Origin of the sequence: Stackebrandtia albiflava, from assembly GCF_007994225.1 — a bacterium.
Classification (GTDB): domain Bacteria; phylum Actinomycetota; class Actinomycetes; order Mycobacteriales; family Micromonosporaceae; genus Stackebrandtia; species Stackebrandtia albiflava.
The window spans coordinates 506,780-519,061 of the sequence record NZ_VLLL01000006.1 but is presented as its reverse complement, the minus strand read 5'-3'; the positions used below and the strand labels follow the sequence as shown (position 1 = coordinate 519,061).

16 protein-coding genes are annotated in these 12,282 nt (G+C 69.8%); 4 read left to right on the top strand and 12 right to left on the bottom strand.

The window, feature by feature from the left end; translation table 11 throughout:
• Positions 1 to 92: 92 nt before the first annotated feature.
• Positions 93 to 869, top strand: coding sequence for a hypothetical protein (locus LX16_RS13230; protein WP_147138658.1), 777 nt, complete (start codon positions 93 to 95; stop codon positions 867 to 869).
• Positions 870 to 895: 26 nt separating this feature from the next.
• Here LX16_RS13230 and LX16_RS13225 read toward each other — a convergent pair whose 3' ends face one another.
• Positions 896 to 1,861 carry a hypothetical protein gene (locus tag LX16_RS13225; RefSeq protein WP_147138656.1) on the bottom strand — a complete coding sequence of 322 codons (966 nt, stop codon included), beginning with the start codon at positions 1,859 to 1,861 and terminating at the stop codon, positions 896 to 898.
• 75 nt (positions 1,862 to 1,936) lie between these two features.
• The gene (locus LX16_RS13220; RefSeq protein ID WP_147138654.1) at positions 1,937 to 2,905 is read right to left on the bottom strand and encodes a hypothetical protein; all 969 of its coding nucleotides are present in this window, start codon (positions 2,903 to 2,905) and stop codon (positions 1,937 to 1,939) included.
• A gap of 109 nt (positions 2,906 to 3,014) precedes the next feature.
• Between LX16_RS13220 and LX16_RS13215 the strand changes: the two genes are divergently transcribed.
• Positions 3,015 to 3,686: a flavin reductase family protein gene (locus LX16_RS13215; RefSeq protein WP_147138652.1), complete on the top strand. Its 672-nt coding sequence runs from the start codon at positions 3,015 to 3,017 to the stop codon at positions 3,684 to 3,686.
• Here the strand turns inward: LX16_RS13215 and LX16_RS13210 are convergent.
• From LX16_RS13210 to LX16_RS13195, 4 genes are read right to left on the bottom strand one after another with little or no spacing between them, the layout of a single operon-like run.
• Positions 3,647 to 4,330: a response regulator transcription factor gene (locus LX16_RS13210; RefSeq protein WP_147138649.1), complete on the bottom strand. Its 684-nt coding sequence runs from the start codon at positions 4,328 to 4,330 to the stop codon at positions 3,647 to 3,649. The two genes, LX16_RS13215 and LX16_RS13210, sit on opposite strands and share 40 nt — an antisense overlap.
• Complete coding sequence (locus LX16_RS13205) at positions 4,327 to 5,508, bottom strand: sensor histidine kinase (RefSeq protein ID WP_147138647.1); 1,182 nt, start codon at positions 5,506 to 5,508, stop codon at positions 4,327 to 4,329. Before LX16_RS13205 ends, LX16_RS13210 begins: the two co-directional genes overlap by 4 nt.
• Positions 5,505 to 5,960: a hypothetical protein gene (locus LX16_RS13200; RefSeq protein WP_211354494.1), complete on the bottom strand. Its 456-nt coding sequence runs from the start codon at positions 5,958 to 5,960 to the stop codon at positions 5,505 to 5,507. The genes LX16_RS13205 and LX16_RS13200 overlap by 4 nt, the downstream gene beginning before the upstream one ends.
• The gene (locus LX16_RS13195) at positions 5,941 to 6,474 is read right to left on the bottom strand and encodes a DUF1772 domain-containing protein (RefSeq protein WP_147138645.1); all 534 of its coding nucleotides are present in this window, start codon (positions 6,472 to 6,474) and stop codon (positions 5,941 to 5,943) included. The genes LX16_RS13200 and LX16_RS13195 overlap by 20 nt, the downstream gene beginning before the upstream one ends.
• Before the next feature lie 326 nt (positions 6,475 to 6,800).
• Here LX16_RS13195 and LX16_RS13190 point away from each other — a divergent pair, with 326 nt between their 5' ends.
• A complete protein-coding gene (locus LX16_RS13190) occupies positions 6,801 to 7,196 on the top strand; it encodes a hypothetical protein (RefSeq protein ID WP_147138643.1) in 396 nt (131 codons plus the stop codon).
• Positions 7,197 to 7,471: 275 nt separating this feature from the next.
• Here LX16_RS13190 and LX16_RS13185 read toward each other — a convergent pair whose 3' ends face one another.
• Together LX16_RS13185 and LX16_RS13180 are read right to left on the bottom strand one after the other, a co-directional pair.
• Positions 7,472 to 7,735, bottom strand: coding sequence for a hypothetical protein (locus tag LX16_RS13185; protein ID WP_147138642.1), 264 nt, complete (start codon positions 7,733 to 7,735; stop codon positions 7,472 to 7,474).
• Positions 7,732 to 8,523 carry a DddA-like double-stranded DNA deaminase toxin gene (locus LX16_RS13180; RefSeq protein WP_158645586.1) on the bottom strand — a complete coding sequence of 264 codons (792 nt, stop codon included), beginning with the start codon at positions 8,521 to 8,523 and terminating at the stop codon, positions 7,732 to 7,734. The genes LX16_RS13185 and LX16_RS13180 overlap by 4 nt, the downstream gene beginning before the upstream one ends.
• A gap of 423 nt (positions 8,524 to 8,946) precedes the next feature.
• Here LX16_RS13180 and LX16_RS13170 point away from each other — a divergent pair, with 423 nt between their 5' ends.
• The gene (locus tag LX16_RS13170) at positions 8,947 to 9,762 is read left to right on the top strand and encodes a siderophore-interacting protein (protein WP_147138637.1); all 816 of its coding nucleotides are present in this window, start codon (positions 8,947 to 8,949) and stop codon (positions 9,760 to 9,762) included.
• 12 nt (positions 9,763 to 9,774) lie between these two features.
• Here the strand turns inward: LX16_RS13170 and LX16_RS13165 are convergent, their stop codons facing one another.
• The 4 genes from LX16_RS13165 to LX16_RS13150 all read right to left on the bottom strand — a co-directional run bounded on the left by LX16_RS13165 (position 9,775) and on the right by LX16_RS13150 (position 12,265).
• Positions 9,775 to 10,212, bottom strand: coding sequence for a VOC family protein (locus LX16_RS13165; protein WP_147138635.1), 438 nt, complete (start codon positions 10,210 to 10,212; stop codon positions 9,775 to 9,777).
• 52 nt (positions 10,213 to 10,264) lie between these two features.
• Entirely contained in the window at positions 10,265 to 10,975 is a 711-nt protein-coding gene (locus tag LX16_RS13160; RefSeq protein ID WP_147140752.1) for a DUF981 family protein, read from the bottom strand.
• A 98-nt stretch (positions 10,976 to 11,073) separates the two neighbouring features.
• Complete coding sequence (locus tag LX16_RS13155; RefSeq protein ID WP_147138633.1) at positions 11,074 to 11,868, bottom strand: hypothetical protein; 795 nt, start codon at positions 11,866 to 11,868, stop codon at positions 11,074 to 11,076.
• Between the two features lie 46 nt (positions 11,869 to 11,914).
• Positions 11,915 to 12,265: a hypothetical protein gene (locus tag LX16_RS13150; RefSeq protein ID WP_147138631.1), complete on the bottom strand. Its 351-nt coding sequence runs from the start codon at positions 12,263 to 12,265 to the stop codon at positions 11,915 to 11,917.
• Between the last annotated feature and the right edge of the window lie 17 nt (positions 12,266 to 12,282).

Sequence of the window (12,282 nt, the reverse complement as noted above, 5' to 3'; positions counted from 1 at the left end):
GCACGACACGCCCGCGAAATCCCGGCACTCGGCCGCCGTCACCGGCACGATGAAGGGCCTGTCACATCCCCCGGTGTGAAGGGAGCGCCCTGATGCTCGACCGTACCCGTACCGCACGCCGCGTCGCGGTCGCCGCGCTGGCCGGAATGCTGCTCACCGGCGGCGGATTCGCGCCACCCGCCCGGCCCGACGTCCCGGCACCGGCCCGCCCCGACCGGGCCGAGACCACCGCGCCCGTTCTCGCCTTCGACTTCTCCGGCGCGCCGGCGGGACAGTCCGGCAGCACGTGGCGCACCGGTTGTTTCGGCAACATCGGCTCGGCGGGCGGTTCCGGCTGCATCACCGTCGACGGGGACGGGGCACTGCGCCCGGCCGGTGACCGGGCGCTGCGGTTCCCGCACACCGACGGCGGGAAGGCGGTGATCCTGTTCCCGCACACCGCGTCGGTGAATCCCGGCACTGCGGACTTCCAGCTCACGGCGCGGATCGCGGTCACCGGCGAAGGCGTCACCCCGAACTCCAACGTCATCCAGAAGGGACTTTTCGACACTCCTGGCGGCCAGTGGAAACTACAGACCGACCGGGGTGTACCGAGCTGCCGGATCGCCGGAATCCGCGACGGCGCGCCGGTGAACGCGCTCGCCTTCGCAACCGAGTCCATAGCGGACGACGGGCCGGTGCCGGTGCGGTGCGCGCGACGCGACGGGCGCCTCCTACTCACCGTGGGCGACCGCGTGTACGTGTCGCCCGACGACGCCACGATGGACATCACCAACACCTGCCCGGTGACCTTGGGCGGCAAGGGCGTCGGCGCAGGCAACGACCAGTGGCACGGCGAACTGTCCGGGGTCGCGTTCGCGGTCGGCTGAGCCCCGGGGCACCCGCAGGGCGCCGGTCACGTCATGGCGACAGTGGGCGGGCAGTCGAAGCCGGTCGTGCAGCGGAACACCTGCAGCAGGTACCCCCGGCCGATGTAGGTGCGCACCGGGTCCCAGTCGGTGAAGTGCTCCGGTGTGCGGGTGAACGCGTCGTCCTCGACCGGACGCCACAGCGGATAGCCGTTGCTCCATTCGCCGTTCCCCACCGTGAACAGCGGCTCGGTGGGCGCACCGCACGCGCAATCCGGGATGACGGGGTCCGTGACACCGCAGTACCCGCCCCAGCCGCCGACCTTCCAGCCGTCCGCGATCGCCGCCTCGTGCTCGTCGTCATCGAGATCGGCGGCCAGCGTCTCGCCCCACCACTCGGCCGGCGGGTACTCCACGACGGTCTCGGGCCACACGGTGCAGGATTCCGGCACGAAACCCTCGTCGCCCACGACCACCTGCGGGGTCGGGTCGTCGATCACCTCACCCACGGCGGCCGAATCCCGCCACACCACCCGGACCGACGGCAGGAAGACCGCGTCGGCGTGCATGTACGGGCACCACAACACCTGCAACAGGTCGGTGCCCGCCGGGCGCGGCAGGTCCGGGACGTCCCGCGCGAACAACTGCGCCACACCGACGAACCGCTGCGGGGTCTCCGCCGGGAGTTTTCCGCGTTTCTCCCAGAACGTCTTGAGTTCCGCCTCAAGGGCGGCGACGTCGTCACCGCGTTTCGCCCCGAGGCTCCGTGTCGCCTCCACGAGCCGTTCCCGCCGCACGTCGGCCACCGTCATGTGCGGATCGTCGTAGTGGTCGGTGTCCTCGCACACCGGCCACGCTTCGTCGGCCGGCCACAACAGCGGGCCACCGACGGAACTGTCGGTCACGCCCGGATTCCCCGGTCGTGGATGCAACCGGGTCGCCGTCCGCCGGCGCGCCGCCAGGAACGGGTACCGCTCCTCCATGTCGAACGGTCGTGGCCTGGTCGTGCGCATACCGGTCCTCCTCGCAGCGATGGATCCACCCCAGGATGCCCCGGACCGTCCACCCCGCATCGGAGCGACCACCGGTCAGGTCATGAGTACCGTCGGGGCGCAGTCGAATCCGGCGCCGCAACGGAAGATCTGCATCATGTAGGCCCGTCCTATGTGGGTGCGTACCGGCTCCCAGTCGGTGGGGTGCGCGAGCGTCGGCGTGAACTCGTCGTCCTCGACCGGCCGCCACCGCCCGTCATGGGTGCTCCATTCACCGTTGCCCACCGTCAACAACGGCTCGGTGACGGCACCGCAACCGCACTCGGGGAGGTCGATGTCGGTGTAGCCGCAGTAGCCGCCCCAACCGCCGACCTTCCAACCGTGCGTGACCGCCCACTCGTCGTCGTAGTCCTCCAGGCCGTCGAGTGTCGGCGTGCCGGCCCACATCGCCAACGGGTACTCCGGGACCGGTTCCGGGTGCACGACACACGACTCGGGAACGTAACCGGGCTCCCCGGCCCAGACCGTGGGGCTCGGGTCCTCGATCGGCGTGGTCACCGCCGCCGAATCCCGCCACACCAGGCGGACCGACGGCAGGTACTCCTCCCGCTCATGCGTGTACGGGCACCACAACACCTGCAACAGGTCGGTGCCCGCCGGGCGCGGCAGGTCCGGGACGTCCCGCGCGAACAACTGCGCCACACCGATGAACCCGCCGCCGGACCCCTCGGGGACCCGGGCACGGCTGGACCGCCGCAGGGCCAGGAACGCCTCGTGGTGGGCGGCGCCGTCCCCGCCGCGCGCCTGCTCCAGATTCCGCGTCGCGATCAGCAGACGTTCCCGCCGTACGTCGGCGATCGTCGCGTACGGGGTCTCGTCGTGGTCGGTGTCCTCACACACCGGCCACGGCTCGTCGGCCGGCCACAGCAGCGGACCGCCCACGGAACTGTCGGTGACGCCCGGATTCCCGGGGCGCGGATGCAACCGGACAGCCGTCCGCCGGTACGCCGCCAGGAACGGATACCGCTCCTCCATGTCGAACGGCCGTGGCCTGGTCGTACGCATACCGGTCCTCCTCACGTCACGGGACACCCAGGATGCCAATCCGCGTCCACCCGGACGCCGTGCCGTTTTCCCGCCAGCCGACGGCCCCGCGAGCGGCAACGCTGGCCGGATGCGAAACGAACACCGCCGCATCGACCTGAAGGTGCTGTACTTCGGCACCCCCGTCATCCTGCTGTCCACCGAGAACCCCGACGGCACCACCAACCTGGCGCCGATGTCGTCGGCGTGGTGGCTGGGTGACACCGCCGTCATCGGGATGGGGAACCGGTCGCAGACCGCCGTCAACCTGCACCGCACCCGGCGGTGCGTCCTCAACCTCGTCCCCTCCGGGCTCGTCGCGGCCGTCGACCGGCTCGCCATGACCACCGGTCGCTCCCCGGTCCCCGACACCAAGTCCGCCCAGGGCTACCGGCACGTCCACGACAAGTTCACCGCGGCCGGGTTGACGCCCCGGCCGTCCACCGAGGTGGCCGCCGCGGCGGTGGCCGAGTGCCCGATCCTGCTGGAGACCGCCCTGGTGGCCGCCCACTCCCTGTCGGGGCCGGGTGCCACCGCGTTCGAACTGCGCGTCCTGGCGGCGCACGCCGACCCCGACCTCGTCATCCCCGGCACCCGGCACATCGACCCCGTCGCGTGGGACCCGTTGATAATGAAGTTCACCGAGTACTTCGGGGGCGGCACCAGTCTCCACGCGTCACGGTTGTCCGAGAGCTGGCGGATGCCGCACCGGCTCACCGGTGATCACGCCGGATCGCCCGGCCTCACCAGTCCGGTCTCGTAGGCGGCCACGACGAGTTGGGCCCGGTCACGGGCACCGAGTTTGCTCAGCAGCCTGCCGATGTGGGTGCGGGCCGTGGCCGGGCTCATGTGCAGCCGCGCCCCGATCTCCTCGTTGTTGCGGCCGGCGCCCAACTCGGCCAGCACCTCCCGTTCCCGGTCGGTCAACACCGACAGGCGTTCGGCCGCCAGGCCCGTCGGCGCCACCGCCGCCGCCCGCATCACCCGCCGCGTCACCGCCGGCGACAGCAGGGCGTCACCGGCCGCGACGATCCTCACCGCCTCGCGGAGCCGGTCGGGCGTGACGTCCTTCAGCAGGAACCCGCACGCGCCGGCCCGTACCGCGTCGATGATGTGCCGGTCGGTGTCGAAGGTGGTCAGTACGACCACCTTCACCCCGGCCAGCGCGGGATCGGCGACGATCTGCCGGGTGGCGGCGATCCCGTCCGTCCCCGGCATCCGGATGTCCATCAACACCACGTCGGGACGTTCCGCCGACACCACCGCCACGCCGTCCCGGCCGTCGCCGGCCTCACCCACCACGGTGATGTCCTCGGCGCGTTCCAGCAGGGCACGCAGCCCCTCCCGCACGAGTGACTGGTCGTCGACGATGACGACCCTGACCCCAGGGGAATCGACCGACGTCACTCCGGCTCCCTTCTGGGCACGACGGCGGTCACCGTGTACCCGCCCCCTGCGGGGCTCTCGACGGTGAGGCCGCCGCCCAGCAGCGCCAACCGCTCCGACATCCCGATGACCCCCCAGCCCCGGCCCTCCGCCGACGGATCGGCACCGACGCCGTCGTCGGCGACCCTTATCTCCACATCGGAGGGACGGTGCCGGACCGACACCGTGACGTGCCGCGCCCCGGAGTGCCGCAGCACGTTGCTGAACGCCTCCTGCACCACCCGGTACGCCGTCGCGTCGGCGACGGCCGGCAAGGCCGACGCCTCACCCTCCACACGCACCTCGACCTCGATCCCGGCATTGCGGACCGTCTCCACCAACTCGGGCAACCGGTTCAGACCCGGGACCGGCCCCTCGTCGCCGTCTCTGCCACGCAGTGCCTGCAACGTCGCCCGCAACTCCCCGACCACCTCACTCGCCGCCGTCCGCGCCGCCGCCAGCGACCGCTCGGCGGTGTCCGGGTCGTCGCGCAACGCCTCACGTGCCACATCGGTGTGCAGGGCGATCACCGAGACGGTGTGCCCCAGCAGGTCGTGCAGATCGCGGGCGATACGCAGCCGCTCCTGCTCGATGCGTCGCGCGGTCTCCCGGCGCCGTTCCAGTTCGGCGGCGTTGGCCTGCTTGACCAGTTCCGCCCGCCAGCCGCGCCGTGACCGGACACTGTCGCCCAAGGCGATCACGGCCGCCATCAGGCCGCCGGTACCCGCGAACTCGAACCCGAACAGGTACGCCAGGTCGTCACCCTCCGCGATCCGGAAACCCGTCGACAACAGTTGCAACACCGCGGCGGTACCGACCGCCCACCACAGGCGGCCGTGCTCGGCCGCCGAGTACAACACGACCGACACCGGCACCGCCAGGCCGATCGCCGGATAGTCCTGTGTGTAGTACAGGACCAGCAGCGCCGCCGTCGCCAGCAACGCGACCACCGGCAGGCGGTGCCGCGCGAACACCAGCGCCGCGAACCCGGCACCGAACGCGTACGCGGCCGGTTGCGGGCCCGCCGAGTCGGCGACGTCGGCGGTGATGGCGGCGGTAACCACACCCAACACCAGCGCGGCCAGGACCACGTCCACCACCAGGTCGCGCCTGGTGGTCGGACGGTGGTCCGCGGGCGTGGTCAGCGGTGCCCTCCTCATTCCGGTCCGGTGCCCCGGCGCGTCGCCTTGGCCAACAACCACGCGACCGCACCGGTGGCGGCGCCCACAAGTGTGCCCGTGACGAGGCTGCCGCCGAAGGCGAACACCCGGATCACGCCCGACTCCACGGCGGGCGCCAACACCCCCGCCAGGTTCCCGCCCAGTTCCGGCGGCGCCCCGTCGAACGACCGGGACCACAACAGCTGGTGGATCACCGCGAGCATGACACCGTAGACGACGCCGACCGCCAGCAACGTCACGAACGGGTTCGGAACCCGCCGCCACCACACCACCCCGATCCAGGCCAGCAGCGGGGCGAACACCAGTACGGAGTTCACCGCCGGCGACACCAGGTCCAGGTCGTGGGCGACCACCCTGGGTGCGGCGAGCGCGGCGAGCCCCACCACACCGAGCAGCGGCATCCCCAGCCGGTCAGACAGCCTGCGCGACACGTTCGGCCCCCTTCTCCACGAGACGGCGGTGCGCCTTCAACGCCGCGACGAAGCCCGCGGTCGCGGTGAAGCCGCTCATCGCCAACCGGAACCAGTGGCCGGTCTGGAACTCGTCGGCGGTCGCCTGCAGAAAGGCGGCCGTGTGCACCGCGATGCCCTCCTCGAACATGATGTCGTTGCGCGGCCAGAAGTAGACCATCGAGAACAGGAACTCCCCGACGACCAGGCTCCCCAGGGCGGCCAGCAGCCAGTACCGCGCCGGTGCCACCCGCCACGCCGCCACCAGTGCGACCAGGCACGCCACGATGGTGGCGGCCCCCATCGGCGGGAAGAAGTCCGCCGGGCCGGTGACCGAGAAGAACTCGGTCGCGAGGGTCAACGACGCGGGCGCGTCGTGGAAGACGTTCGGATAGATGACGATGGTCTCGACGGCGATGCCGCCGAAGCCGAGCATCGCCACCCAGGTGAACACCGCCGGGGCGGTGAAACCGGCCCGTTCGGCGATCGTGTTCATGTCGGACTCCCTTCGCTGCGTGTTCAGGGTTCCGACGCTACGGAGATCCGAGCCCCACGCCATCGGCGTCGGCGCGCGATCCGGGTACGTCAATCGACGTACCCGTGGCGGACGCCCGGCCACAACCTGCGGAGGGAGACGGAGAACGTCCGGTGCGCCCGATCACCGAACCACGAGTGGCTGGTGTCGGCATTGTGACACAGAGGTACACATCGGAGCCTGACTCCGCTATGGTTCGTTCACCTTCAGTGAGGGAACGGTGTGGCATGGCCTCCATCGACGATCTCGCCGCTGCGGTGGTGTGACGCCAAGGAAGTTCACCGGCAATGGACGAGGACTCAGCGATGCAGACCGACCGCGACGTCTTCTCGCGCCTGTGGCAAGCCGTCGAAGACCTCAGCACGAGAGAGGCCAACGCGCTGGCCGTCGAACTCGGCATCGAGCCACCCGACGGCACCGGCTGGGACGTCGTCTTCTACTACACCCCCGAAGGCCGTCAACTCCTGGCCTGGGACCGTGCGCTTCGTGTCGTCATCGAACCGGCCAGCGGCGATGACGGGCCGACGCCTCCGCCACCCGTCATGACGGTGGACCAGGCGGTCTATGACAGGGTCTGGGCCGCCGCCCAACGAATGGAGTCCGCGGAGGACATCGCGAGATTCGCGGAGTCCCAGAACGTCGCCCCCCCCCGGACGAATCGCCGGACTGGGAGATCTACATAGATGCCCCGACCGGACGCGACGGCCGAGAACGGCTCATGTGGTATCGATCCGAGACGGTGTTCCTGACGCCGTCGGAGTCGGACGCGGGGCCGTTATTCGATGCCTCACGCATGTGGGCGGCGAGCGCGGGGCCACGCGTCCGTCTTGAAACGACCCGGTACGTCGATCGACATACCCGAGGCCAGGGCGGACACCCGCCACGGCAGATCATAGGGGTCTCGGATCATGTACGGGTTTCGGCACCGCGTACATCGCATGTGGATGGTTGCGGCCGGTCAGTCGTCGTAGGGTGGGAGACCTTCACCGAGTTCGGCGTCGTCGAGCTCGTGAACATCCCAGGCGTAGACCCCTTCGGGGTTCTCAGGGGGAAATACCTCGATGATGGCGGGGATTCGTTGCCCCTCCCGGTACCCGGGCGGGGTCATGCCGTGCGAAACCGCCCAACGGGCCAGGTCGATGGAATCGAGATCCTGTGCGCGCATGATCGCCTGCGTTTCGGGGTCGGTCGTAACGACGGCGTAGTCGGTGTCCTCGTTCATGCCAGGGCCTCTCCATTGCCTTTGTAGGTGTACTTCTGCGGCGACCATGTAGGCGCCTCCCGTTCCCGCACCGCCCACACCGTCATCGTGTAGCCCTTGGGAAGAATCTTCTTGATGTTGTCATGACACTGGTATGACCAATCATCGTCGCGGGTACCGCACGGGGGAATGTTGAGGTACACCTCTGCCTCGGTGATGCCGGTTCGTCGCATCATGGCCGCCACCTGGCCTTCCACGTGGTACCGGATCGTATACCGCACATCGGAGCGCCAGGGTTCGCGGTAGTGGCGGGGGTCGTTGGCCTCGCCGTCGGGTGTCGCTTTCCAGACGTCGCCGACTTGTTCGCCGTTCTTGTCGAACACCAACGCCCGCGCGTTGGTCCGCCCCTGGGCGTTCTTGGGCCATCCGATACGCCGGACCGCTGCGACATGCCGCGTGTCGGCGGCGTTGGGATGCGGCCGGGTCGGTGTCGGTGCAGGTGGTCCACCGTCTGGTGGTGGTGTCGTTCCTGCCGGTGTATCGCCGCCGTCGGTGGTTTCCATGGCGGCGCGTGCGATGGCGGCGGCTTCCTCGGTGTTCGTCTTCCCAGTGGCCAGGGTGTCGACGGCCTCGCCGATGACCTCGGCGACCCGAGCCATGATGTCGGCCGCGCCGTATGCGCCCGCCGCCTGCAACGACGTGGCGGATTCCCCGGCGGCCGATCGGGCCGACTCCATGCCCGCGATGGCGTCGTTCAGCCGGTCGAAGGCGATGGCGATGGCGGCGGTGAAGTCTTCAATGCCCGCCACGCACGCACTCCTCATCGCCCAACCGTCACCGGCACATCATGGCAGGACGGGTGATGGCATGGGAACTGGCGGTCACACCCCGAAGCGCAGCGGTCGGTGTCGGCCGCCGGCCGCACCGGTGACCATCGTGGTCGGTCCGGCGGCGGAGTTCCCGCGCGACGGCCCACGGGTATATGGACAGACATGATTACGTTTGTCGCGGTCGTGCTGCTCGTCGCCCTGCTGGCCTACCTGTGGCCGAGGCTTTACGGTCGCCGTGGCGGCTGGGGCCGGGGCCGGGCGTGGGCGAGGCGATGGCGGACGGGTCGCCGGGGCCGGAGCCCGCGGCGGTGGTGGAGGTCGAAACGGTGGTGACCCGGCATTGCAATTTAGGTTAGGCATGCCTAATATGCGGGTACCCGTCTACTCGCCCCAGGAGCCACCGTGGCCGCGCGCCCCAGCACCACCAGACCGGCCGACCCCAAGGTCCTCACCGCCGAACTCCGGCGGAGCCACCAGATAAGCCCCCACCTGCGCCGCGTCACCCTGGGCGGCCCCGGACTCGCCGACTTCCGGCCGCTCGGCCACGACCAGTGGTTCCGGTTCTTCTTCCCCAGGGAGGGACAGCAGACCCTCGCGCTGCCCACCAGGACCAACGCCCTCTGGTACGCGCAGTTCCTCATGACCCCGAAGGACCGGCGCCCATGGGTCCGCAACTACACGGTGCGTCACTACCGGCCCGGTGACGATCCCGAACTCGACATCGACTTCGTCACCCACGACGACCACGCCGGACCCGGCGCCCGGTTCGCCGCCGAGGCCCCAATCGGCACCACCGTGGGAATCCTCGACCAGGGACTCATCTACCAGCCCGACCGCCCCGAGACCCACCGCCTGCTCGTGGGCGACGAATCGGCGCTCCCCGCCATCGCGGGCATCGTCGCGTCCCTGCCCGCCGACGCGCGCGGCGACGTGTTCCTCGAACTGCCCTGCCTCGACGACGTCCAGGAACTGGCCGCGCCCGAGGGGGTACGGGTCAACTGGCTGTTCCGCCACGACGACCCCGATCGCGTTCCCGGCCGACTCGCGCTGGAGGCGGTGACCACGGCCGCGCCGCCCACCACACCGCCCTACGTGTTCATCGCCGGTGAACAGGGACTCGTCACCGAACTACGCCGCCACCTGGTCGAGAGGTCCGTCCCCAAGTCCTCGATCAGCTTCACCGGGTACTGGCGGCACGGACGCGCCGCCCCGGGCTGACCGACGGCGGCATCACACGAGGCAGAACTCGTTGCCCTCCGGGTCGGACATCACCAGGTGATCCGGCACGCCGTCAACGTCGTGCCGAGACAGGATCGCGGCACCGGCCGCGACCAGCCGCTCCGCGGCGGCCTCCACCCTCGGCCAGCGCCGCGCCGCCGGCACCGCACGTCCACCCCCGACGGGAATGTCGATGTGCCATCGGTTCTTGGCGCTCTTCCCCTCGGGCACCTTGAGAAAGGAAATGCCGGGCAACCGCCCCTCCGGGTCGCAGAGGTAGGCGCCGTCGTCCCACTCCGCCTCCGGTACACCGTGCCGCAGGAGCCACGCCTCCCACGAGTCGAAGCCCTCCGGGGGCGGTTTCGGCACGTACCCCAACGCCAGCGACCAGAACCGGGCCAACGCGGCGGGATCCGCACAGTCGACCGTCAGGCTCCACTGGAACGTCATGGTGCTCCTTCGCTCGGAAGCGGCCACCGTACCGGCCGCCACCGACACCGGATCACATCGTGTTGACGATGAGTCCGATGTGGGTGAAGAAGTTCATCGCGCCGAACAACAGGAACGCCAGGCCGGCCAGCCCCCAGCAGACCCCGGTGGCGCCGAACAGGCCGCGACTGCGGTTCCGCAGGCCCCACGGACCCAGCAACGCACCGAGCCCCACCAGGGCGTACAGGCCGGAGATGAAGATCGCCTCCACCAGCGGGTAGTCCGCGAACGCCCCCGAGATCGGCTCCTCCGGCGGGGCCGCGAACAACTGGTACTTCACGCCCGCCGCCGCGATACCGAAACACGCGAGTCCCATGCCGACGACGAAAACCGAGATGGGACCCGCGACCTTGGCCACGATCGCGGCCCGGTCCGGGCCGACCACCAGCACCTCGCCGCGTTTCCACAGGAACAGCGCCGCCGCCAGCAGCATGACGCCGAACGCCAGCGCGGGTTCACCGAAGATGATGTTGTCGAAGGGGAAGCCGCCGGCGGCCAACGGCCAGGTGAGGGTCATGTGGAGGCCCGTGGTCGTCAGGATGGTGCCCAGCGTCGCGAACGCCAACGCCCAACCGGCCGGCTCGACCTCGGCCGTCCCGGTCAACACCTTGCGCATCAACGCCACGATCAGTAGCAGCCCCGCCCCCGCCGCGACCGCCATGACGGTGTTATAGGTCGGCATGTTCGCCCAGTCGATCTTCAACTGGGTCTCCAGCGCGTACATCGGCACCCCGCCCCCCGTGTGACATGACAGGCGGCCCCCACCGCCTCAGTCACCATAACGACCGATCGGGTGGATATAGCCCGAATCGACCGCGCGAGTCAGTTCACTTCGGTCGGCGCCCACACCGTCCGCCACGTCAACTGGGCGTGATACTCCACGGCGGACATGTCCGCCGACTCGGGTATGCCGGACGCCGGCGTGTACACGTCGTGCTCGGTGGTGCCGGGTGCCACCTGCGGGCTGGCCTCACCGTAGGTCTTGTTGCCACCGACGATCGCGCCGCTGTCATCGCGGAACACCATCGCGAAGTTCACCGCGTTGAGCGTCTCGGGGAACGTCGACTCGACGGTCAGGGTGGCGGTGCGGTCGTCGGCGCCGTCGCGCACGGTCGCGTCGGTCACGGCCAGTTCGCCGTACCCCACCAGTCGCGTGAACGCGAACCAGCGATTCACCGACGGGTCATCGGCGAACTCCAGGGTGAAATCGGTGGGTTCGCCGTCGACCTCCACGACGTCGGCGAGCACCCAGGTCTCCCCCGGCGGGATCCACTTCACGTCGTGTTCGCGTACCGGGTCCCCGGCGGGAGGGAGCACCGGAAGCGGCTCCCCGGCGTCGTCGACCCAACCGACGTCCACACCGACCTGGAAGGAGGCATGGTCGGGGCTCTGGTTCTCCAACACGATCGCGTAGGACACGGTTGTCTCACCGTCGTCTCCGGAGTCGACGGTGAAACCGGATTCGGCCACGGTCAACAACTCGGCGGCATCCAACGCCGCCTGCAACGGCGGTTCCGGCGATGCGGACTGCGAGGGTTCCGGATCCTCCGGCCCCCCGGTACAGCCGGTGATCAAAGCGAGCCCGGCCAGGCCCGTCACTGCGGCTCGCTTGAGCATTCCGTCTCCCTACTCGCCGGGCCGGCCGTCCGATTCTCGCCACCGCTCACTCCCGCGGCCGGAAGTGGTCGTCCTCCGGGTCGATCGAGATACCGTCGGCACCGTCGGTGATGTCCGGAACGGAGTCCTCCGGTTCATGCGGCAGGATGGTCCGCTTCTCCGAGGCACTCGAACTGGAAAGATACCCGTCGACCTCGTCGCCGGTGGTGTTCAGATACGCCGCGATCGCCCGTTCGGCGTCCTGCATGTCGGTCCACAGGGTGTCGAGAGCGGTCTGCATGCTCTCCAGGATCTCCTGGACCGTTCCGCCCTTGATATCGGCGGGTTTCGCCTCGGCGCCCGCCAGATAGATCCCCGCCGGAGCGATACCCCCGCCTCCGGCGACGATGGTCGTCACCGGCCGCACCTCCCAGA

Excerpts from the sequence above, each read along its gene's own strand:
- LX16_RS13185 (WP_147138642.1), bottom strand. The coding sequence starts at position 7,735 with ATGAACGAGGACACCGACTACGCCGTCGTTACGACCGACCCCGAAACG.
- LX16_RS13225 (WP_147138656.1), bottom strand. The coding sequence starts at position 1,861 with ATGCGCACGACCAGGCCACGACCGTTCGACATGGAGGAGCGGTACCCG.
- LX16_RS13160 (WP_147140752.1), bottom strand. The coding sequence starts at position 10,975 with ATGTACGCGCTGGAGACCCAGTTGAAGATCGACTGGGCGAACATGCCG.
- LX16_RS13205 (WP_147138647.1), bottom strand. The coding sequence starts at position 5,508 with ATGAGGAGGGCACCGCTGACCACGCCCGCGGACCACCGTCCGACCACC.
- LX16_RS13215 (WP_147138652.1), top strand. The coding sequence starts at position 3,015 with ATGCGAAACGAACACCGCCGCATCGACCTGAAGGTGCTGTACTTCGGC.
- LX16_RS13220 (WP_147138654.1), bottom strand. The coding sequence starts at position 2,905 with ATGCGTACGACCAGGCCACGGCCGTTCGACATGGAGGAGCGGTATCCG.
- LX16_RS13155 (WP_147138633.1), bottom strand. The coding sequence starts at position 11,868 with ATGCTCAAGCGAGCCGCAGTGACGGGCCTGGCCGGGCTCGCTTTGATC.
- LX16_RS13230 (WP_147138658.1), top strand. The coding sequence starts at position 93 with ATGCTCGACCGTACCCGTACCGCACGCCGCGTCGCGGTCGCCGCGCTG.
- LX16_RS13190 (WP_147138643.1), top strand. The coding sequence starts at position 6,801 with ATGGACGAGGACTCAGCGATGCAGACCGACCGCGACGTCTTCTCGCGC.
- LX16_RS13195 (WP_147138645.1), bottom strand. The coding sequence starts at position 6,474 with ATGAACACGATCGCCGAACGGGCCGGTTTCACCGCCCCGGCGGTGTTC.
- LX16_RS13165 (WP_147138635.1), bottom strand. The coding sequence starts at position 10,212 with ATGACGTTCCAGTGGAGCCTGACGGTCGACTGTGCGGATCCCGCCGCG.